Source organism: Piscinibacter sp. (assembly GCF_047600445.1).
GTDB lineage: Bacteria > Pseudomonadota > Gammaproteobacteria > Burkholderiales > Burkholderiaceae_C > Piscinibacter.
The window spans coordinates 753,227-774,047 of sequence record NZ_JASGKT010000002.1 but is presented as its reverse complement, the minus strand read 5'-3'; the positions used below and the strand labels follow the sequence as shown (position 1 = coordinate 774,047).

14 protein-coding genes and 2 tRNA genes are annotated in these 20,821 nt (G+C 71.8%); 11 read left to right on the top strand and 5 right to left on the bottom strand.

Annotated features, from left to right (window positions below):
* Nucleotides 1-54: 54 nt before the first annotated feature.
* Nucleotides 55-2,154, bottom strand: coding sequence for a VC_2705 family sodium/solute symporter (locus QM792_RS07665; RefSeq protein WP_415148921.1), 2,100 nt, complete (start codon nucleotides 2,152-2,154; stop codon nucleotides 55-57).
* Nucleotides 2,151-2,426 (bottom strand): DUF4212 domain-containing protein, encoded by a 276-nt coding sequence (locus QM792_RS07660; protein WP_415148919.1) that lies wholly within the window; start codon nucleotides 2,424-2,426, stop codon nucleotides 2,151-2,153. Before QM792_RS07660 ends, QM792_RS07665 begins: the two co-directional genes overlap by 4 nt.
* A 116-nt stretch (nucleotides 2,427-2,542) precedes the next feature.
* Between QM792_RS07660 and prfB the strand changes: the two genes are divergently transcribed.
* The 9 genes from prfB (at nucleotide 2,543) to QM792_RS07615 (ending at nucleotide 16,071) form a co-directional block, all read left to right on the top strand.
* Nucleotides 2,543-3,647, top strand: a protein-coding gene (prfB, locus tag QM792_RS07655; RefSeq protein ID WP_415148918.1) for a peptide chain release factor 2 whose coding sequence is annotated in 2 segments (ribosomal slippage) — nucleotides 2,543-2,623 and nucleotides 2,625-3,647 — 1,104 coding nt in all. Because the reading frame shifts where the segments join, the coding sequence is not laid out codon by codon here.
* 21 nt (nucleotides 3,648-3,668) lie between these two features.
* Complete coding sequence (gene pepN / locus QM792_RS07650; protein WP_415148917.1) at nucleotides 3,669-6,356, top strand: aminopeptidase N; 2,688 nt, start codon at nucleotides 3,669-3,671, stop codon at nucleotides 6,354-6,356.
* 3 nt (nucleotides 6,357-6,359) lie between these two features.
* A complete protein-coding gene (locus QM792_RS07645; protein ID WP_415148916.1) occupies nucleotides 6,360-7,370 on the top strand; it encodes a class 1 fructose-bisphosphatase in 1,011 nt (336 codons plus the stop codon).
* An 8-nt stretch (nucleotides 7,371-7,378) separates the two neighbouring features.
* Nucleotides 7,379-8,047 (top strand): histidine phosphatase family protein, encoded by a 669-nt coding sequence (locus QM792_RS07640; protein WP_415148914.1) that lies wholly within the window; start codon nucleotides 7,379-7,381, stop codon nucleotides 8,045-8,047.
* Between the two features lie 24 nt (nucleotides 8,048-8,071).
* Nucleotides 8,072-8,147 (top strand) — tRNA-Thr (locus tag QM792_RS07635).
* 100 nt (nucleotides 8,148-8,247) lie between these two features.
* Nucleotides 8,248-11,001: a transporter substrate-binding domain-containing protein gene (locus QM792_RS07630; protein ID WP_415148912.1), complete on the top strand. Its 2,754-nt coding sequence runs from the start codon at nucleotides 8,248-8,250 to the stop codon at nucleotides 10,999-11,001.
* A gap of 11 nt (nucleotides 11,002-11,012) precedes the next feature.
* Nucleotides 11,013-12,572 (top strand): hypothetical protein, encoded by a 1,560-nt coding sequence (locus QM792_RS07625; RefSeq protein ID WP_415148911.1) that lies wholly within the window; start codon nucleotides 11,013-11,015, stop codon nucleotides 12,570-12,572.
* Nucleotides 12,565-13,665 (top strand): esterase/lipase family protein, encoded by a 1,101-nt coding sequence (locus QM792_RS07620; protein WP_415148909.1) that lies wholly within the window; start codon nucleotides 12,565-12,567, stop codon nucleotides 13,663-13,665. Before QM792_RS07625 ends, QM792_RS07620 begins: the two co-directional genes overlap by 8 nt.
* Before the next feature lie 96 nt (nucleotides 13,666-13,761).
* Nucleotides 13,762-16,071, top strand: a complete 2,310-nt coding sequence (locus QM792_RS07615; protein WP_415148908.1) for an NADP-dependent malic enzyme — start codon at nucleotides 13,762-13,764, stop codon at nucleotides 16,069-16,071.
* An 18-nt stretch (nucleotides 16,072-16,089) separates the two neighbouring features.
* On the opposite strand, the gene QM792_RS07610 is transcribed toward QM792_RS07615, so the two are convergent.
* Nucleotides 16,090-17,301 (bottom strand): alpha/beta fold hydrolase, encoded by a 1,212-nt coding sequence (locus QM792_RS07610; protein WP_415148906.1) that lies wholly within the window; start codon nucleotides 17,299-17,301, stop codon nucleotides 16,090-16,092.
* Nucleotides 17,288-18,610 (bottom strand): hemolysin family protein, encoded by a 1,323-nt coding sequence (locus QM792_RS07605; protein ID WP_415148905.1) that lies wholly within the window; start codon nucleotides 18,608-18,610, stop codon nucleotides 17,288-17,290. Before QM792_RS07605 ends, QM792_RS07610 begins: the two co-directional genes overlap by 14 nt.
* Nucleotides 18,611-18,682: 72 nt before the next feature.
* On the opposite strand from QM792_RS07605, the gene QM792_RS07600 reads away from it, so the two are divergent.
* Together QM792_RS07600 and QM792_RS07595 are read left to right on the top strand one after the other, a co-directional pair.
* Nucleotides 18,683-19,504 carry a symmetrical bis(5'-nucleosyl)-tetraphosphatase gene (locus QM792_RS07600; protein ID WP_415148904.1) on the top strand — a complete coding sequence of 274 codons (822 nt, stop codon included), beginning with the start codon at nucleotides 18,683-18,685 and terminating at the stop codon, nucleotides 19,502-19,504.
* An 18-nt stretch (nucleotides 19,505-19,522) separates the two neighbouring features.
* Nucleotides 19,523-19,610: transfer RNA gene (locus tag QM792_RS07595), tRNA-Ser, on the top strand.
* A gap of 34 nt (nucleotides 19,611-19,644) precedes the next feature.
* On the opposite strand, the gene QM792_RS07590 is transcribed toward QM792_RS07595, so the two are convergent.
* Nucleotides 19,645-20,802 carry a hypothetical protein gene (locus QM792_RS07590; protein ID WP_415148902.1) on the bottom strand — a complete coding sequence of 386 codons (1,158 nt, stop codon included), beginning with the start codon at nucleotides 20,800-20,802 and terminating at the stop codon, nucleotides 19,645-19,647.
* Nucleotides 20,803-20,821: the final 19 nt, after the last annotated feature.

Genomic DNA, 20,821 nt, shown 5'->3' with positions numbered 1-20,821 from the left:
GTCATTGGGTGATGCGGCCTGCATGCCACGCCGGAGTTGAGCACAAGTACCGCCTCACGCCGCCTCGTCGGGCCGCCGGATGGCGTCGACGAAGGGGCCGGCGGCCACCGGCGCGCGTGTCGCCAGGCTCACGGCGACGGCCACGGCGAAGGCCGCGGGCACGCCGAACACCCCCGCGGCGTTGGCCTGTATGCCCCACCACAGCGGCTGCGCCGGGCCGTCGACGAACCAGGGGCCGAGCACCGGATGGCGCGTGGCCAGGTAGTACAGCGTGACCGCCAGGCCGGCCAGCATGCCGGCGCAGGCGCCCCAGCGGTTGGTGCGCTTCCAGAACACCCCCAGCAGCAGCGCGGGGAACAGCGTGGCCGCGGCGATCGAGAACACCGGCGTCACCAGGTGCAGGATGGTCGCCGCCTTGCGCGTGGCGGTGTAGGCGGCCAGCAGCGCCACGACCATCAGCACCACCTTGGAGATCGCCACGCGCCGCGTCGGCGAGGCCTCGGGGTCGGCCATGCGGAAGTACAGGTCGTGCGTCAGCGCGTTGGCGGTGGTCAGCAGCAGGCCGTCGGCGGTGGACAGCGCCGCGGCCAGCGCGCCGGCCGCGACCAGGCAGCTCACGACGAAGGGCATGCCGCCGATGTCGGGCGCGGCCAGCACGAGGATGTCGCCGTTGATGCGCAGCTCGCCGAGCTGCAGGATGCCGTCGTGGTTGATGTCCACCGCCGACAGCAGCGACGGATCGACCCGGGACCACTCGACGATCCAGGCCGGCAGCCGGTCGAAGCGCAGCCCGACCACGCCGCTGAACACCTCCACCTTGAGCAGCACCGCCAGCACCGGCGCGCTGACGTAGATCAGCACGATGAACAGCAGTGCCCAGCTCACCGACTGGCGCGCCTCGCGCACGCCGGGCGTGGTGTAGAAGCGCGCCAGGATGTGCGGCATGCCGGCGGTGCCGGCCATCAGGCAGAACACCAGCGCGATGAAGTTGGCGCGCGAGTCGCCGAAGGCGCGGCGCTGGTCCGGCGCGCCCTCGGGGTCGCCCTCGAAGGGCTGCACGTGCACCGGCATGCCGCCGAGCTGCGTGGCGCGCAGCGCCGCCTGGGCCCGCGCGCGCTCCCAGGTGTCGCGCGCGGCCGCGGCGTCCTGCGGCATGGCGTGCAGTTGGCGCTCGAGCGCGTGGATCTCGCGCACCGGCGTGCGCGCCGCGATGGCCTCGGCGATCTGCCGCTGCAGCGAGGCGCGCTCGCGCACCAGCGAGCCCTCGACGTCGCCGAGCAGCCGCTCGTAGCGCGCCGCCTCGGCGGCGTGCAGCGCCATCACCTGCCGCTCGGCCGGGTCGTCGCGCAACTCGCGTTCGCGCTCGGCGAGCTTGGTCAACTGGATGCCGACGGCCGCCTGCGGCAGCGGAAGGCCGGTCTGCTTGATCGACAGCCACGTCACCGGCAGCAGGAAGGCCAGCAGCATCACGCCGTACTGCGCCACCTGCGTCCAGGTGACCGCGCGCATGCCGCCGAGGAAGGAGCACACCAGGATGCCGCCCAGCCCGACCAGCACGCCCAGCTCGAAGGCGAAGCCGGTCAGCCGCGAGGTGATCAGGCCGACGCCATAGATCTGCGCCACGACGTAGACGAAGCAGATCAGCGCGCACACCACCAGCCCGACCACGCGCACGAACCAGCCGCCGTAGCGCTCGCCGAGGAAGTCGGGAATCGTGTACTGGCCGAACTTGCGCAGGTAGGGCGCCAGGCCGAAGGCGATCAGGCAGAAGCCGCCGGTCCAGCCCAGCACGTAGGCCAGGCCGCCGAAGCCGGTGATGTAGAGGATGCCGGTCAGGCTCATGAACGAGGCCACGCTCATCCAGTCGGCGCCGATCGCCATGCCGTTGTAGACCGCCGGCACGCGCCGTCCGGCGACGAAGTACTCGGCCGGCTGCATGGTGCGCGCCGCCAGGCCGATGCCGGCGTAGACGACCACCGGCCCGAGCAGCAGCACCGCCGCGATCCAGCGCCGCGACAGGCCGGCCAGCTCCAGCGCGTACATCACGCCGAGGAACACGACGAAGGCCGCGGCGGCGGCCACGTAGCGCCGGTCGATGCGGCGCCGCCACTCGAGCGGGTCGGCGCCTGCCGTGCCCGGGGCGGAGAACTTCATCCGTCGACCCGCCCCTGCGCGCGCTCGCGGTCGAGCCGGTCCAGGATGCGCTCGTAGCGCCACACCAGCAGCAGGAAGCCCAGCGGCACGACCTGCGCGCAGATCCAGAACACCAGCGGCGCGCCGAACAGCGGCAGCTCGAGCTGGCGCGAGAGCAGCAGCGGCGCGAACGAGATCGCCAGCCAGCACGCGCCCAGCCACAGCGCGGCGCGCCGGTTGCGGCGCCAGTGGCGGGCATCGGCGGCGGGCGAGCGGTGCGACGGATCGTTCATCGAAGGCGGCGTCGTGCGGCGCCGGCATTGTTGCCCACTTCACGCCCCCTTCGCCCCAGGGAACGCCCCAGGGGGACGCCGCATGCCAAAATGCGACCCTTTGCCGGAAAACCGCCATGGACATCGAACGCATCAACCAGATCGGCAACACGCTGGCCGACCTGAGCACGCGCACCGAAGCGCTGCGGAGGTATCTTTGACTACGACCGCAAGGCATTGCGGCTGAACGAGGTCAACGCGGCGCTCGAGAACCCGAACGTCTGGAACGACCCGAAGCGCGCCCAGGAGCTGGGCCGCGAGAAAAAATCGCTGGACACCGTGGTCGGCACCATCGACCACCTGGCGGGCAACCTCGCCGACAACACCGAGCTGTACGAGATGTCGAAGGCCGACGCCGACTTCGACGGCCTGGCCGCGATCGAGGCCGAGGCCGACAAGCTGCGCGAGACGGTCGAGCAGCTCGAGTTCCGCCGCATGTTCAACAACCCGGCCGACCCGTCGAACTGCTTCATCGACATCCAGGCCGGCGCCGGCGGCACCGAGGCCTGCGACTGGGCGCAGATGCTGCTGCGCCAGTACCTCAAGTACTGCGAGCGCAAGGGCTTCAAGGCCGAGGTGATGGAAGAGACCGAGGGCGACGTGGCGGGCATCCGCAGCGCCACGATCAAGGTCGAGGGCGAGTACGCCTTCGGGCTGCTGCGCACCGAGACCGGCGTGCACCGCCTGGTGCGCAAGAGCCCGTTCGACTCGTCGGGCGGGCGGCACACCTCGTTCGCCTCGCTGTTCGTGTACCCCGAGGTCGACGACTCGATCGAGGTCGAGATCAACCCGGCCGACGTGCGCACCGACACCTTCCGCGCCAGCGGCGCGGGCGGCCAGCACATCAACAAGACCGACTCGGCGGTGCGGCTGACGCACATCCCGACCGGCATCGTCGTGCAGTGCCAGAACGACCGCAGCCAGCACCGCAACCGCGACGAGGCCTGGCAGATGCTGCGCTCGCGCCTGTACGAGCACGAGATGCGCAAGCAGATGGAGGCGCAGCAGAAGCTCGAGGACAGCAAGACCGACGTCGGCTGGGGCCACCAGATCCGCAGCTACGTGCTCGACCAGAGCCGCATCAAGGACCTGCGCACCAACGTCGAGATCAGCAACACGCAGAAGGTGCTCGACGGCGACCTCGACGCCTTCATCGAAGCGAGCCTGAAGCAAGGCGTTTGAGTTTGAACGAGGGAGACCACCATGCGTGAAGGCATCGCCCAGGCCGTCCAGCGCGCCGACTACGCCGCGCCGGCCTACTGGATCCGCAGCGCGGAACTCAGCTTCGACCTCGACCCGGCGCGCACCATCGTCGCCAGCCGCCTGCGCGTCGAGCGCAACGCGGCCGCGTCCGGCGGCGCGCTGCGCCTGCACGGCGAGGGCATCGAGCCGCTGCGCGTGCTGGCCGACGGGCAGAGCGTGTCGTTCCGCGTCGAGGGCGACGAGCTGGTGATCGACAACCCGCCGCAGGCCGGGGCCTTCACGCTGGAGATCCGCAACACCGTCGCGCCCGAGAAGAACACCCAGCTCTCGGGCCTGTACACCTCGGGCGGCGGCTTCTTCACGCAGTGCGAGGCCGAGGGCTTCCGGCGCATCACCTACTTCCTCGACCGCCCCGACGTGATGGCGGTCTACACCGTCACGCTGCGCGCCGACAAGAAGCGCTACCCGGTGCTGCTGAGCAACGGCAACCTCGTCGAGCAGGGCGACCTGGACAACGGCCGCCACTACGCCAAGTGGCACGACCCCTTCCCCAAGCCGAGCTACCTGTTCGCGCTGGTGGCCGCCGACCTCGTCGCGCGCGAGCAGCACATCCGCACCCGCGCGGGCAAGGAGCACCTGCTGCAGGTGTGGGTGCGCCGCGGCGACCTCGACAAGACCGAGCACGCGATGAACTCGCTGGTCGCCTCGGTGGCGTGGGACGAGGCGCGCTTCGGGCTGCCGCTCGACCTGGAGCGCTTCATGATCGTCGCGGTCGGCGACTTCAACATGGGCGCGATGGAGAACAAGGGCCTGAACGTCTTCAACACGAAGTACGTCCTGGCCAATCCTTCCACCGCCACCGACAACGACTTCGCCGACATCGAGAGCGTGGTCGGCCACGAGTACTTCCACAACTGGACCGGCAACCGCATCACCTGCCGCGACTGGTTCCAGCTCAGCCTGAAGGAAGGGCTGACGGTCTTCCGCGACCAGGAGTTCTCGATGGACATGGCCGGCGGCGCCTCGGCGCGCGCGGTCAAGCGCATCACCGACGTGCGCTCGCTGCGCGAGCGCCAGTTCCCCGAGGACGCCGGCACGATGGCGCACCCGGTGCGGCCGGACGCCTACGTCGCGATCGACAACTTCTACACCGCCACCGTCTACGAGAAGGGCGCGGAAGTGGTGCGCATGATGCAGACGCTGGTCGGCCGCGAGGGCTTCGCGCGCGGCATGACGCTGTACTTCGAGCGCCACGACGGCCAGGCCGTGACCTGCGACGACTTCGCCCAGGCCATCGCCGACGCCAACCCGCACAGCGAGCTGGCGCGCACGCTGCCGCAGTTCAAGCGCTGGTACAGCCAGTCGGGCACGCCGCAGCTGACGGCGCGCGGCCGCTGGGACGCGCCGACGCGCAGCTACACGCTGGCGCTCGAGCAGCACAGCCCGCCGACGCCCGGCCAGGCGGACAAGCAGCCCTTCGTGATCCCGGTGGCGATGGGCCTGCTCGACCACGACGGCGCGCCGATCCCGCTGCGCCTGGAGGACGAGCCGGCGGAAAAGGCCGCGCCGGAGCGCGTGCTGGTGCTCGACGAGGCGCGCGCCTTCTACACCTTCGTCGGCGTCGAGCGCGAGCCGGTGCCTTCGCTGCTGCGCCACTTCTCGGCGCCGGTGCGCCTGTTCGACGGCCTGGCCGACGCCGAGCTGCTGGTGCTGCTGGCGCACGACGCCGACCCCTTCAACCGCTGGGAGGCCGGCCAGCGCCTGGCGCTGCAGCGCCTGACCGCCGCCGCCCGGGACGGCCACGCGCTGCAGCTCGACGCCGCGTTCATCGAGGCGATGCGCGGCGTTCTGCGCCACGACACGCTGGACCCGGCCTTCAAGGAACTGGTGCTGACGCCGCCCACCGAGATCTACGTGGCCGAGCAGCTCGACCACGTCGACCCGCAGCGCATCCACGCGGCGCGCGAGGCGATGCTGCTGCAGCTCGCGCAGGCGCTGAGGGCCGACTGGGAATGGGCCTGGGAAACCTACCAAGTGCACCCGATGCGCGAGGCCTACTCGCCGCAGCCGCAGCAGGCCGGCCGGCGCGCGCTGGCCAACCTGGCGCTGGCGATGCTGTGCCTGGACGCCACCGCGCGCGGCGACGTGCTCTGGCAGGGCCGCGCCTACCAGCGCTTCAAGGACGCCGGCAACATGACCGACCGCCAGGGCGCGCTGTGGGCGCTGCTGGCCTCGCATTCCGAAATGGCCGACCTGGCGCTGCGGCGCTTCCACGACCAGTTCCGCGGCGACGCGCTGGTGATCGACAAGTGGTTCGCGCTGCAGGCCGCCACGCCCGAGCGCGACGGCCGCGTGTTCGCGCGCGTCAAGGCGCTGCTGGCCCACCCCGACTTCACGCTCGCCAACCCGAACCGCGCGCGCAGCCTGGTGCGCACGCTGTGCAGCGACAACCCGGCCGCCTTCCACCGCGCCGACGCCGCCGGCTACGTGTTCTGGGCCGAGCGCGTGGTCGAACTCGACGCGATCAACCCGCAGCTCGCCTCGCGCATCGCGCGCGCGCTGGACCGCTGGGCCACGCTCGCCGAACCCTGCAAGAGCGCCGCGCGCGAGGCGATCGCGCGCGTCGCCGCGCGCACCGACCTGTCCGACGACGTGCGCGAAGTCGTCACCCGTGCCCTGGAGTCCTGAACCGTGTCCCGCAAGATCAGCCTGACCCAATACCTCGTCGAACAGCAGCGCGAGCACGGCCGCATCACGCCGCCGCTGCGGCTGCTGATCGAGGTCGTCGCGCGCGCCTGCAAGCGCATCGCCATCTCCGTCAACAAGGGCGCGCTCGGCGACGTGCTCGGCAGCGCCCACACCGAGAACGTGCAGGGCGAGGTGCAGAAGAAGCTCGACGTCATCGCCAACGAGGTGCTGATCGAGGCCAACGTCTGGGGCGGCCACCTCGCCGCGATGGCCAGCGAGGAGATGGACACCATCTCGGTGGTGCCCGACCGCTACCCGCAGGGCGAGTTCCTGCTGCTGTTCGACCCGCTGGACGGCAGCTCGAACATCGACGTCAACGTGTCGATCGGCACCATCTTCTCGGTGCTGCGCAAGGTCAACAACAACCGCGGCGTCAGCGAGGACGACTTCCTGCAGCCCGGCAAGCAGCAGGCCGCCGCCGGCTACTGCGTCTACGGCCCGCAGACCACGCTGGTGCTGACCGTGGGCGACGGCGTCGCGATGTTCACGCTCGACCGCGAGATGGGCTCCTGGGTGCTGACCGAGGACCAGGTGCAGGTGCCGGCCGAGACCAGGGAATTCGCGATCAACATGAGCAACATGCGCCACTGGGCGCCGCCGGTGAAGCGCTACATCGACGAATGCCTGGCCGGCAAGGAAGGCCCGCGCGGCAAGGACTTCAACATGCGCTGGGTGGCCAGCATGGTGGCCGACGTGCACCGCATCCTGACGCGCGGCGGCGTCTTCATGTACCCCTGGGACAAGCGCGAGCCCGACAAGCCCGGCAAGCTGCGCCTGCTGTACGAGGCCAACCCGATGAGCTTCCTGGTCGAGCAGGCCGGCGGCATGGCCACCAACGGCACGCAGCGCATCCTCGACGTCGTGCCGGGCAAGCTGCACGAGCGCGTCAGCGTCGTGCTCGGCTCGAAGAGCGAGGTCGAGCGCGTCACGGCCTACCACCGCGACGCGGCCTGAGCGCCGCCGTGGGCCAGCTCTACCTCGTCCGCCACGGCCAGGCCTCGTTCGGCAGCGACGACTACGACCGCCTGAGCGATCTCGGCCGCCGCCAGTGCGTGCGGCTGGGCGAGTTCTTCCGCGAATCGGGCCTGGTCTTCGAGGCCGCGCTGACCGGCACGCTCAAGCGCCAGATCGACTCGCTGGGCTGCATCGCCCAGGGCATGCAGATGGCGCCCGAGGCGCTGTCGTGGCCCGGGCTGAACGAATACGACGGCGACGCGCTGGTGGCGGCGCTGAACCGCCCGCCGCCGCCCCCGCTGACCAGCGCCGAGGGCGCGCGCCAGCACTTCCGCCTGCTGCGCGAGGGCCTGCTCGCGTGGATGGAAGGCCGCACGCGGCCGCAGGGCATGCCCAGCCACGCCGAGTTCGTCGCCGGCGTGCGCGACGCGCTCGACCACGTCCGCGCGCACTATGAGGGCGCGGTGCTGATCGTCTCCAGCGGCGGCCCGATCGCCACCGCGGTGGCGCAGGTGCTGGGCGCGTCGAACGAAACCGCCATCGAGCTGAACATGCGCATCCGCAACAGCGCGCTCACCGAATTCGTCTTCACGCCGAAGCGGCATTCGCTGCTGAGCTTCAACGCGCTGCCGCACCTGCAGGCCAGCGCACACGCCGACTGGGTGACCTACAGCTGAGCATCGCTATAATCTTGCGTTTTCGCCGGTGTAGCTCAGTTGGTAGAGCAGCGCATTCGTAATGCGAAGGTCGGGAGTTCGACTCTCTTCACCGGCACCATTTCTCGGAGGCCCGCCTTGTGCGGGCCTCCTGCTTTCCGGGCGCGGCACGCGGCCGGCTACCATTGCCCGACCTCTCCGGATGGAAATGGAGTGACCCGATGAGCTGGTCGAGCCGAGTGGCGGGCGCGTGGCTGGCCGTGCTGTGCCTTCTGCCGGCCGGCGCGCCGGTGGTCGCCGCGCCCGACGCCGCCGCGGCGCGCCCCTGGCGCGTCGGCGTGGTGCGCGAGTGGCTGCCCATCGACGGCATCGACGCGCGCGGCCGCCACACCGGCGCCTCGGCCGACATCCTCGCCGCCGCCGCGGCCTCGCTCGGCCGCGGCATCGAGGCGGTGCCCTTCGACGACTACGACCACGCCGTCGCCGCGGCGCGCGCCGGCGAGGTCGACCTGCTCAGCTCGGTCTCGCGCACGCCGCAGCGCGAGGCGGCGCTGCACTTCACGCAGACCGTGCTGCGCCTGCCGGTGGCCTACATCACGCGCCGCGACACGACGGATTTCTCCGAGGCCAACGACTTCGGCGGCCGCACCGTCGCGGTCGAGCGCGGCTACCCGGCGCAGGGCATGCTGCGCGAGCGCTTCCCGGCGGTGCGGCGGCTCGAGGTCGACAGCACCGCCGAGGCGCTGCGCGCCGTCGCCGACGGCCGCGCCGACGTCTACCGCGGCACGCTCGCGCCGGCGCACTACGTGATCGAACGCGAGCAGCTCGCCAACCTGCGCGTGCTCGGCACGCCGCGCCTGGAGGACGCCGACCTCGCCTTCGCCGCGGGCGACGCGCAACTGGCCGAGGCGCTCGACGGCGCGCTGCGCGCGCTCGGCCCGGCGCGCATCGCCGAGATGCAGCGGCGCTGGCAGCCGGCCTACCTGGCGCTGGCACCGGCGGCGCCGGCCATCGCCTCGGCCGGGCCGCCGCCGGCCGTCGGCGAACTGCGCGTGACCTACGACGCCAGCTTCGCGCCGATCACCCACACCAAGGCCGACGGCGGCGCGGACGGGCTGGCCATCGAGGTGTTCCGGCGCAGCGCCGCGGCGGCCGGCTTGCCCTACCGCTTCGCCGCGAAGCCGAGCTTCGCCGCGGCGATCCAGGCGCTGCGCAGCGGCGAGGCCGACGTGGTGGTGGCCGCGGTGCGCACGCCCGAGCGGCTGCGCGACGGGCTGTTCGTCGGCCCCTACTACAGCACGCCGTCGGCCATCATCAGCCGGCTCGACGGCGGCTGGCCGACGCTCAGCTCGCTGGCCGGGCGCACGCTGGCGATCGACGAGGAGCACTACCTGATCCCGGCGATCGTCCGCGAGGCGCCGGCGGTGCGGCTGAACGTCGTGCCGACCGCCACCGCCGTGCTCGCCGCCGTCGCGGCCGGGCAGGCCGATGCGGGCATCACCAACGTCGAGGTCGCCGCCGGGCTGGTGGCGACGCGCTATGTCGGGCAGTTGCAGGTCTCCGGCTTCGTCGAGAACAACCCCAGCGAGCTGTACTTCATGGTCGCCCCCGGGCGCCGCGAGCTGGCCGCCGCGCTGGATGCCGGCTTCGCGCGCATCCCCGAGAACGAGCGCCGCATGCTCGCCAACTCGCTGCTGCGCACCAACATCCACGTCGGCGTCGACTGGCGGCCGGTGGCGCTGGTGGTGGTGCCGCTGCTGGTCGGGCTGACGGTGTTGTGGCTGAGCTCGGCCTGGTCGGCGCGCCGCCTGCGCGCCTCGCAGAACGCGCTGCGCGAGGAGCGCGACCGCGCCAACGCCGAGGCGCGCGCCCGCGCCGACTTCGTCGCCGACATGAGCCACGAGGTGCGCACGCCGCTGGTGGCGCTGACCGCCGGGCTGCGCCTGCTCGACCGGCAGCCGACGCTGCCGGCCGCCGCGCGCCGCGTGCTGGACCCGCTGCTGGCCTCGGCGCATCGCCTCGTCGAGCTGCTCAACACGCTGCTCGACATGGCGCGGCTGGAGGCCGGCAGGCTCGAGATCGTTCCCGAGCCGGCCGATGCCGCCCGGCTGATCACCGGCATCGCCAGCGCCTTCGAGCCGCTGGCCGCCGCCAAGGGCGTGGCGCTGCATGTGCACGTCGACCCGCCGCTGCCGCTGCTGATGCTCGACCCGCAGCGCACGCAGCAGGTGGTCAACAACCTGGTGGCCAACGCCGTCAAGTTCACCGAACACGGCGAGGTCGAGGTCACGCTGCACGGCCGCGCGCTGGGCGAGGCACTCTGGGAGCTGACGCTGTCGGTGCGCGACACCGGCCCGGGCATGAGCGCGGCGGTGCGCGAGAGCCTGTTCGGCCGCTTCGTGCAGGCCCCCGGCGTCGAGCGCCGCAACGGCGGCAGCGGGCTCGGGCTGGCGATCGCGCAGCAGCTCGTCGAGCGCGCCGACGGCCGCATCAGCGTGCGCAGCGATCCGGGCCAGGGCAGCGAGTTCGTCGTCGTGATCCGCACCCGCGAGGCGCGCGCCCTGCCCTCGGCCGCGGCCGGCCGCGCGGCGCCCGGCCTGCTGCTGGTGGACGACGACGCGGTCAACCTGCTGGTGTTCGCCGAGCAGTTGCGCGCGCGCGGCTTCAGCGTCGAGACGGCGCACGGCGCCGACGCGGCGCGCGCGCTGCTCGCGCAGCGCGAGTTCGACGTGCTGGTGACCGACTTCAACATGGGCCCGGGCGCCTCGGGCACCGAACTGGTGGCCGACGTGATGCAGCGGCGCCGCGAAGGCCAGGGCGGCCGCGCGATGCGCATCTTCGTGCTGTCCGGCGACGAAGCGCCCGAGCCACTGCCCGCCGGCGTCGACGCCTGGCTGAGCAAGCCGCGCCACGCCGACGACCGCGCCTGGCTGCAGAACCTGGAGCGCAGCGTGGCGGGGGAGCTGCCCGCCTGAGGCTCCGGCCCATGGACGACAACACCAGCGGCAAGCTGCTCTTCATCGTGCTGGCCGTGGCACTGCTGTCGGTCATCGCGGCCTGGCTGATGGCGCGCAGCTACCGCGCCGCGATGAAGCGGCTGATGAGCCTGCCAAGCGGCGGCGCCGACGCAGCCACCGACACCGGCCCCGCTGCGCTCACGGCGCGGGCGCCGCCGGCGCCCGTCACGCTGGACGACAACCGCCGCACCATGTGGCGCATCGCCGCGCTGCTGATGCTGATGTCGGCGCTGATCTCGCTGACGGGATCATGGCTGTTCCTCGGTGTCGTGATGGCGCGGGAGAACCTGCTGGCGCCAGCGCGGCTGGCCACGCTCACGGCCTTGAACCTCTGGCCGGTGATCCCGGCGCTCGGGCTGCTGTGGCGCTGGTCGCGTTGGCGCGTCGCCGCGGCGCTCGCGCTGTGGTTCGCCGGCGCCGTTGCGCTGCTCTTCTGGCGCGCCGTCGAGTCGCAGCCGCTTCCCCTGGTGCTCGGCTATCTGGTCGCCGAGATCGGCGCGCCGATGCTGCTGATCGGCGCCCTGTGCCTGGGCGGCGCCACGCGCGCCATCGCGCCCTGGCTGCTGCCGCTGTTCGTGCTGCTGGTGGCCGGTTCGGTGGCCGGCGCCGATGCGCTGGCCTGGATCGTCGCGAACCGGCCGCAGTGGCTGGCGGCGCTGCCCGAGGCGATCGGCGCCGAGCCGGTGCTGCTGTTCTTCGTGCTCGCGCCCTGGCTCGTCGCCTGGTGGCCCGCCCGGTGGCTGGGGCGCGCGCTGGCCGCCGCGTACACGCGGCGCTGGCTGTCCGAACTGATGGTGCTGTTCACCGCCGTGTGGGGCATCGTGCTGCTGCTGACCGCGCTGGGCGCCTGGAGCGCCCTGGGCGCGGCCGCGCTGCTGATGCTGCTGCCGCTGGCCTGGATTCCCGTCGTGCTCGTGCTCGCGGGCCGGCCACGCGGCAGCGGCGGCCGGCCGCCGACGCTGCTGGTGCTGCGCGTGTTCCAGCGCGATGCGCAGGTGCAGGCGCTGTTCGACCACGTCATCGAGCGCTGGCGCGCGAGCGGCAACACCGTCCTGATCGCCGGCACCGACCTGGTCGAGCGCACGCTGGATGCCGGCGACATCTTCGCCTTCCTCGACGGCCGGCTGGGCGAGCGCTTCGTGCGCCGGCCCGCCGACGTGGGCGCGCGCATCGCCGCCTTCGAACTGGCGCCCGATGCCGAGGGGCGGCACCGCGTCAACGAGATCTACTGCCACGACAGCACCTGGCAGCCCGCGCTGGCCGCGCTGGTCGCCGTGAGCGACGTGGTGCTGATGGACCTGCGCAGCTTCAAGGCGCACAACCGCGGCTGCCGTCACGAACTGGGCGTTCTGGCGCGCGCGCCGCGCCTCGCGCGCGTGGTGGTGCTGAGCGACGCCGACACCGCGCTGGCCGAGGCGCGGGCCGACGCGAGCGAGGCGCCGCCGGGGCGCTTCGTGTGGATGGACGGTGCGCGGCGCGGCGCGCTGCTGGCGGCGCTGTTCGTCGACGATACTGCGGCGCATGCCTGACACGCCCTCCCCCGGCGCCGACCTGCGCGGCGCCGCCCGCCTCGCCGCAGACGCCACCGCCGGGCTGGCCGACCTGGTCGAGGCGATGCACGAGCGCATCGCGCGCCTGCCCGGCTCGGGCGCCGCGCTCGACGGCCGCACCGGCGGCATCACCGGCCTGGTCTACAAGACGATCCGCGGCGTCACGCGCGTGGCCGGCGGCAGCGTCGACGCGCTGCTCGGCGTGATCGCGCCGGCGCTGGGCCGCTACGGCGACGGCGCCGAGCGCGACGCGATCGTCGCGGCGCTCAACGGCGTGCTGGGCGACTACCTGGCGGCCAGCGGCAACCCGCTGGTGCAGGCCATGCAACTGCGCTGCGCCGCCGTGCCCGGGCCGCGGGCGCTGGTGCTGCTGCACGGGCTGTGCATGAACGACCGCCAGTGGCTGCGCAACGGCCACGACCACGGCGCCGCGCTGGCGCGCGACCTGGGCTGGACGCCGATCTACCTGCGCTACAACAGCGGCCTTCCGATCGCGGCCAACGGCCTGGCGTTCGCACAGCGGCTCGAAACCCTGCTCGCGGAGTGGCCGGTGCCGCTGCAACGGCTGGCGATCATCGGCCACAGCATGGGCGGGCTGGTGGCGCGCAGCGCGGTCGATGCGGCGATGCGCGCCGGCATGGCCTGGCCGAAGCGGCTCGACGACCTGGTCTTCCTCGGCACGCCACACCACGGCGCGCCGCTGGAGCGCGCCGGCCACTGGGTCGAGACCGTGCTCGGCGCCACGCCCTATGCCACGCCGTTCGCGCGCCTCGGCCGCGTGCGCAGCGCCGGCATCACCGACCTGCGCCACGGCCTGTCAGGGCTGCCGCTGCCCGAGGGCGTGCGCTGCTGCGCCGCAGCGGCCTGCCTGGGCGCGCCCGGCCGGGCGCTGAAGGAGAAGCTGCTCGGCGACGGCCTGGTGCCGCTGGACAGCGCGCTCGGCCGGCACGCCGAAGCCGCGCTCACGCTGGCCTTCGCGCCGGACCGGCAGTGGACGGCCTACGGCACAGGCCACCTCGAGCTGCTCTCCAGCGCCGAGGTCTACGCGCAACTGGAAACCTGGCTGGGCTGAAGCGCCGGCGGCCCCGCGCGCCTCGTGGGAAACGCCGATGCCGCGCCCGGCGCGAAGGCGCACCATCGCGTCGCCCCGTGCCTCAGGAGACCTCTCATGGAAAGGAACAGCAAGCCCTTGTCGAGCGCCGAGCAGGCGCTGCGCGACGCCGCGCTCGAATACCACCGCGCGCCGGTGCGCGGCAAGATCGCCGTCACGCCGACCAAGCCGTTGTCCAACCAGCGCGACCTTTCGCTCGCCTACTCGCCCGGCGTGGCCTACGCGTGCCTGGCCATCGAGGAGAACCCGGCGCTCGCGGCCGACTACACCTCGCGCGGCAACCTGGTCGGCGTGGTCACCAACGGCACCGCGGTGCTGGGCCTGGGCGACATCGGCCCGCTGGCCGGCAAGCCGGTGATGGAGGGCAAGGGCTGCCTGTTCCAGAAGTTCGCCGGCATCGACGTGTTCGACATCGAACTGGCCGAGCGCGACCCCGACAAGCTGGTCGAGATCATCGCCGCGCTCGAACCCACGCTGGGCGGCGTCAACCTCGAGGACATCAAGGCGCCCGAGTGCTTCCTGGTCGAGCGCAAGCTGCGCGAACGCATGAAGATCCCGGTCTTCCACGACGACCAGCACGGCACCGCGATCATCTCGGCCGCCGCGGTGCTCAACGGGCTGGAACTGGTGGGCAAGCGCATCGGGGACATCAAGCTCGCCGTGTCGGGCGCCGGCGCGGCGGCGATCGCCTGCCTCGACCTGCTGGTGGCGCTGGGCGTGAAGCGCGAGAACATCTTCGTGTGCGACTCGCGCGGCGTGATCCACGACCGCCGCGAAGACCGGCTCGACGAATCGAAGCAGCGCTACCGCCAGAAGACCGCCGCGCGCACGCTGGCCGACGTGATGGCCGGCGCCGACGTGGTGCTGGGCTGCTCGGCGGCCGGCGCGATCACGCCGGAGATGGTCGAGACCATGGCCGACAGGCCGATCATCCTCGCGCTGGCCAACCCCGAGCCGGAGATCCGCCCCGAGCTGGCGCGCGCCGCGCGGCCCGACTGCATCATCGCCACCGGCCGCTCGGACTATCCGAACCAGGTCAACAACGTGCTGTGCTTCCCGTACATCTTCCGCGGCGCGCTGGACAGCGGCGCGACCACCATCACCGAGGAGATGAAGGTGGCCTGCGTGCGCGAGATCGCCGCGCTGGCCAAGGCCGAGATCAGCGACGAGGTGGCCTCGGCCTATTCGGGCCGCGAGCTGCGCTTCGGGCCCGACTACATCATCCCGACGCCCTTCGACACGCGGCTGATCCTGCGCATCGCGCCGGCGGTGGCCAAGGCGGCGGCCGATTCGGGCGTGGCGACGCGGCCGATCGCCGACCTGGAGGCCTACCGGCAGTCGCTGACGCGCTTCGTCACCCACACCGGCATGTTCATGCGGCCGGTATTTGCCGCGGCGCGCGCCGAACCGAAGCGCGTGGCCTATGCCGAGGGCGAGGACGAACGCGTGCTGCGCGCCGTGCAGACGGCGCTCGACGAGAAGCTCGTCAAGCCCATCCTGATCGGCCGGCCGGCGGTGATCGCCGCGCGCATCGAGCGCGCCGGTCTGCGCCTGGTGCCGGGGCGCGACGTCGAGGTCGTCAACCCCGAGGACGACGCGCGCTTCCGCCAGTACTGGGAGGCCTACCACCGGCTGAACGCGCGCAACGGCGTGACGGCGGCGATGGCCAAGGCCGCGGTGCGGCGCTCCAACACCACGATCGCCGCGCTGATGATCCACCTCGGCGACGCCGACGCGATGCTGTGCGGCCTGGTGGGTCGCTTCGACGCGCACTTCGCCAACGTGAAGGACGTGATCGGCGCGGCGCCGGGCGCGCGCTGCTGGGCGACGATGAACGCGCTGATGCTCGACAAGCACACGCTGTTCATCGCCGACACCTTCGTCAACGACGACCCGAGCGCCGAACAGCTCGCCGACATCGCCACGATGGCCGTCGACGAGCTGCGCCGCTTCGGCGTGCCGCCCAAGGTGGCCTTCGTGTCGCACTCGATGTACGGCAGCAGCCAGCGGCCCTCGGCGCTGAAGATGCGCGCCGCGCGCGACCTGTTCGTGCGGCGCCACCCCGACATCCCGGCCGACGGCGAACTGCAGGGCGACGCGGTGTTCAACGAGGACCTGCGCAACGCCATGGTGCCCGACGCCACGCTGGCCGGCGCGGCCAACGTGCTGATCCTGCCCAACCTGGACGCCGCCAACATCCTCTTCAACGTGCTGAAGGTGACCAGCGGCAAGGGCGTGACGGTCGGGCCCGTGCTGCTCGGTGCGAAGGCGCCGGTGCACATCCTCAACCCGGCGGCGACGGTGCGCCGCGTCGTCAACATGACGGCGCTGGCGGTGGCCGACGCGGTGGCGCGCGCGCGGGCCTGAGCCGGCCCGCCCGCCGGCTCAGCCGCCGCAGCGGCCGGCGATGAAGGCCTGCACCGCCTGCGCGAACGCCTGCGGCTGCTCGAGCACGCCGATGTGCGCCGATTCGATGCCGAGCAGCTCGGCGCCGGCGATGCGCGCGGCGATCGCCTCCGACATCGCCGGCGGCGCGCCGGCATCGTGCGCGCCGGCGATCACCAGCGCGGGCGTCTTCACCGCGGCGAGGCGGTCCAGCCAGTCGACCGAGGCCACCGCCTGCGCGCAGGCGACGTAGCCGGCAGGGTTGGTGCGCAGCAGCGCCTGCCGCGTGCGCTCCACCACCTCGGGCCGCGCGGCGCGGAAGGCGGGCGTGAACCAGCGCTCCATCGTCACCTCGGCGATCGCGGCCAGGCCCTCGCGTTCGATCAGCGCGATGCGCTGCGCCCACATCGCGCGCGCCTCGTCGGGGTAGCGCGCGCTGCTGTGCGCGATCACCGCGCCGCGCAGCAGCCCGGGGTGGCGCACGGCCAGCCCCTGCGCCACCATGCCGCCCATCGAGATGCCGACGAACACCACCGGGCCGCGGCCCCATTCGCGGACCAGGCGCGCGGCGTCGTCCACCAGCGCGTCCATCGAATAGGGCCCGGCCGGCGCGGCCGAGCCGCCGTGGCCGCGCTGGTCGTAGCGCAGCACCTCGCAGCCGGCGGCGGCCAGCGTCGCGGCGAGTTCGTCCCACAGGTGCAGGTCGGCGCCCAGCGCGTGGGCCAGCAGCACCGGCACGCCCTGCCCCTGGATCGCCACGCGCAGTTGCGGCGCGCTGAAGGTGTGGTGCACGGCCGCGCGCACGCCCGGCGTCAGCGGCGCGGCCGGCGGCAGCCTGCCTTCGTCGCGCAGAATCTGCGTCGTGATCTTGAAGGCGGTGTTGGCGGCCGGCACGCCGCAGTAGATCGCGCCTTGCATCAGCGTCTCGCGGATCTTCTCCAGCGGCACGCCGGCGCGCACCGTGGCCTTGCAGTGCAGCTCGAATTCCTCCCAGCGCGCCGCGGCCATCGTCATGCCGAGCACCAGCAGCCGTCGCGTCACCACGTCGAGACCCGGGCGGCCCCAGATGTCGAGCCAGGCGTGGCGCGTCACCAGGTCCTGGAAATCGGCGTTGAACTGCGTGGTGCCGCCCAGCGAGCGATCGACCCACTCGTCGCCCAGCACCGCGCGGCGGTTCGCCGCGCCGCGCTCGAAATCGTCACTGCGCTGCATGCCCGCCCCCTTCGTCCTGCGCGCGCGCCGGCAGCGCGCTGACCATCACCTTGTCGACGCGCTTGCCGTCCATGTCCACCACCTCGAAGCGCAGGCCGTCCCACTCGACGCTGTCGGCCACGTGCGGCAGCCGGCCGAGCAGCAGCATGATCATGCCGGCCAGCGTGTTGTAGCGGCCGCGGTCTTCCTCGGGCAGCTCTTTCAGTTCGAGGCGGTCTTTCAGCTCGGGCACCGGGATCAGGCCGTCGAACAGCCAGCTTCCGTCGTCGCGCCGCACCGCCCAGGCATCGCCCGGCTCGGCGGTGGTGAACTCGCCGGTGATGGCCTCCAGCACGTCGAGCACGGTGATCATGCCCTGCACCGCGCCGTACTCGTCGACCACGAAGACGATCTGCGTCGACGAGGCCTTGAAGTGCTCGAGCAGTTCCATGCCGGAGAGCGTCTCGGGCACGAACACCGGCGCCTCCAGGCTGTCGGCCAGCGACAGCTCGCGGCCCTCCATCGCCTGGCGCAGCAGCCGCGGCGCGCTGACCACGCCTATCACCTCGTCGAGCCCGCCGCGGCACACCGGATAGCGCGTGTGGCCCTCCTGCGCCAGCACGGCGAGCAGTTCCGCGCGCGTGGCGTTCACGTCGATCCAGACGATCTCGGCGCGCGGGATCATCATCGAGCCGACCTGCCGGTCGTCGAGGCGGAACACGTTGCGCACCATCTGGTGCTCCTGCGCCTCGATCACGCCGGCGTCGACGCCCTCGACCAGGCTGGCGGCGATCTCCTCCTCGGTCACCGAGCGATCGGGCACGGCGCGGATGCCGAGCAGGCGCAGCGTGCCCTCGGTGCAGAACGACAGCAGCTTGACGAAGGGCCGCGTCGCGATCGACAGCCACTCCATGGGCCGCGCCACCAGCCGCGCCACCGCCTCGGGGTACATCTGGCCGAGGCGCTTGGGCACCAGCTCGCCGAAGATGATGGTCAGGAAAGTGATCACCACCACCACCATCGCCGTCGCGGTGATGTCGGCGGCGCGGTCGTGGATGGCGAAGGTCTCGTGCAGCCAGGTGGCGAACGGCGCCGAGAAGGCCGCGTCGCCGACGATGCCGTTGAGCACGCCGATCGAGGTGATTCCGATCTGCACCACCGAGAGGAACTTGGTCGGGTGCTCGTGCAGTTCCATCGCGCGCCGCGCGCCGGCATCGCCGGACTCCACCATCACCTGCAGCCGCGCCTTGCGAGCGGCCGTCAGCGCCATCTCGGACATGGCGAACAGGCCGTTGAGCAGGATCAGGAAGATCAGAAGGGCAACGTCCATGCAGGGCGTTTGCGTGCGATGTGCGGGCGCATTCGGCGGTGGTGGAACAGCCAGCGTAGCAGAATCGCCCGCATGATCTACCTCATCGGTGATGTGCAGGGCTGCTGCGACGCCTTCGAGCGGCTGCTGGCGGCGATCGGCTTCTCGCCCTCGCGCGACCGGCTGGTGGTGCTGGGCGACCTGGTCAACCGCGGGCCGGCCTCGCTGGCCACGCTGCGCCGCCTGCGCGCGCTGGGCGACGCCGCCACCTGCCTGCTCGGCAACCACGACCTGCACCTGCTCGCCGTGGCCTGCGGCGGACACAAGACACGCCGCAGCGACACGCTGGCCGAGGTGCTGGCCGCGCCCGACCGCGACGCCTGGCTGGACTGGCTGCGCCAGCGCCGCATGGCGGTGATGGAGGCCGGCTGGCTGTGCCTGCACGCCGGCGTGGTGCCGCAATGGGATCTCGAACAGACGCTGGCCTGCGCCGCCGAGGTGGAGGCGATGCTGCGCGGCGACGCGCTGGGCGAGTTCCTGCACACGATGTACGCCGACGAGCCGCGCCGCTGGGACCCGGCGCTCGCCGGCAACGACCGGCTGCGCTTCATCATCAACGTGCTGACGCGCACCCGTTTCGTCGATGCAAGCGGCGCGCTCGAGCTGAAGAGCAAGGAAGGCGCCGGCGGCGCGCCGCCGGGCTGCACGCCGTGGTTCGAGGCGCCGGGGCGGCGCACGCAGGGCGTGCCGATCGCCTTCGGCCACTGGTCGACACTCGGCCTCGTCAACCGGCCCGACCTGCTGGCGCTGGACACCGGCTGCGTGTGGGGCGGCGCGCTGACCGCTGTGCGTGTGGACGGCGGACGGCGCGAGGTGGTGCAGGTGGCGTGCGAGCAGGCGCAGGCGCCGGGGTGAGACAATCCGCGCCTTCGCGGAAGAGTGGCAGAGTGGTCGATTGCACCGGTCTTGAAAACCGGCAACGGGCAACCGTTCGTGGGTTCGAATCCCACCTCTTCCGCCAGGATTGCCGGCGCCGACTGCTCGTCCTTGCGCGCCTAGCTGCACAAGGGTGATTTGCCGGTGCGTTCCCGAACCTCGGCGCTGGCATCGATCTGCGCTTGCACGCTCTTGGCGTCGAGTTGGAAGTTCCTGCGTCGTCGGCGCATGGGCTCCTCGACCACGGTATCGCTGCGATCGCATGCAACCACCCACCGCTCGCCGACACGCGATATCAGCGTGACGTTTTCCAGCAGGCAGTTGTCGCCGGCCGGCTTGGCCGCCACGCGGAGCATCCGCACCGCGGCGCAGGCCTTGCCGTCGAGGGCCAGGGTCGTGTTGCCGACTCGCACCGTCGACAAGCTCATCAGGCCGTCGAGCAGCCGCGCCGACGATCCGAGCAACGTCAAAAGCAGGAGCAGCGAACAGAGCCCCACCGCGGCCAACATGCCGATGGCGCGCGAGCCCTTGAAGTGCTGACACACACCCAGTCCGATGCTGTTCACGGCGATGACGACCAACAATCCGCCCGTCAACAGCCCCCACATGACGGGCGCGCGGTCGTCGTGCCGGAAGTCCGAAGTCGTCAGCAGGAGGATGAACAGCCATAGCTGGTAGAGGCTCACTGCTCCATAGGCAAGCACGAAGAAGAACTGAAGCCACGACCTGCTTCTGCCGGTCCGGTTGTCTGCCTCCGGAATCGAAGGCCTCATGTAGTGCCAGCACAGGATCAGGACTGCCAGGGCCGTGGCAAGCCTCGAACCCCATCGCACCGCTTCGCCAGCAAAGATGTCCGGCAGGCTCCAGGCAATCAGCCATACCCACACCGCAGCGCAAGTCACTCCGGCAAAGAGCAGCAATCGACCCCGCTGCTGCACGAGCGTCAGGACCTTGCCGTCGGAACGGTACTGAAACCAGCGCAGAAGGCATCCGCTGGGGTCCTCTCGCTGAAACAACAGGGTGATCGCTGGCGGCGTCACCCACAGAACCAGGAACATCAGAGCGGTGAACAGCGCGACCACGGCAACCACGAGGGCCAGGGCGCCGAGACTCGACAGGCTGTCCAACGGCATGGCGCCCGACTTGATGAAGTAGACGCAGGTGATCAGCAGACCCGCAAGCGTGCTGAACTTCGTCATCGGCTGACCATATTCGGCGAGGATTTCTCGCGCCTGGGCCAGCACCGGAAGTTCGCTTTTCTTCGAAGCGTCGTCCATGAGTCTCTTCCGCTCCCTC

Coding starts and splice junctions, on each gene's coding strand:
- QM792_RS07665 (WP_415148921.1), bottom strand. CDS start 2,154: ATGAAGTTCTCCGCCCCGGGCACGGCAGGCGCCGACCCGCTCGAGTGG.
- QM792_RS07660 (WP_415148919.1), bottom strand. CDS start 2,426: ATGAACGATCCGTCGCACCGCTCGCCCGCCGCCGATGCCCGCCACTGG.
- pepN (WP_415148917.1), top strand. CDS start 3,669: ATGCGTGAAGGCATCGCCCAGGCCGTCCAGCGCGCCGACTACGCCGCG.
- QM792_RS07630 (WP_415148912.1), top strand. CDS start 8,248: ATGAGCTGGTCGAGCCGAGTGGCGGGCGCGTGGCTGGCCGTGCTGTGC.
- QM792_RS07625 (WP_415148911.1), top strand. CDS start 11,013: ATGGACGACAACACCAGCGGCAAGCTGCTCTTCATCGTGCTGGCCGTG.
- QM792_RS07620 (WP_415148909.1), top strand. CDS start 12,565: ATGCCTGACACGCCCTCCCCCGGCGCCGACCTGCGCGGCGCCGCCCGC.
- QM792_RS07615 (WP_415148908.1), top strand. CDS start 13,762: ATGGAAAGGAACAGCAAGCCCTTGTCGAGCGCCGAGCAGGCGCTGCGC.
- QM792_RS07610 (WP_415148906.1), bottom strand. CDS start 17,301: ATGCAGCGCAGTGACGATTTCGAGCGCGGCGCGGCGAACCGCCGCGCG.
- QM792_RS07605 (WP_415148905.1), bottom strand. CDS start 18,610: ATGGACGTTGCCCTTCTGATCTTCCTGATCCTGCTCAACGGCCTGTTC.
- QM792_RS07600 (WP_415148904.1), top strand. CDS start 18,683: ATGATCTACCTCATCGGTGATGTGCAGGGCTGCTGCGACGCCTTCGAG.
- QM792_RS07590 (WP_415148902.1), bottom strand. CDS start 20,802: ATGGACGACGCTTCGAAGAAAAGCGAACTTCCGGTGCTGGCCCAGGCG.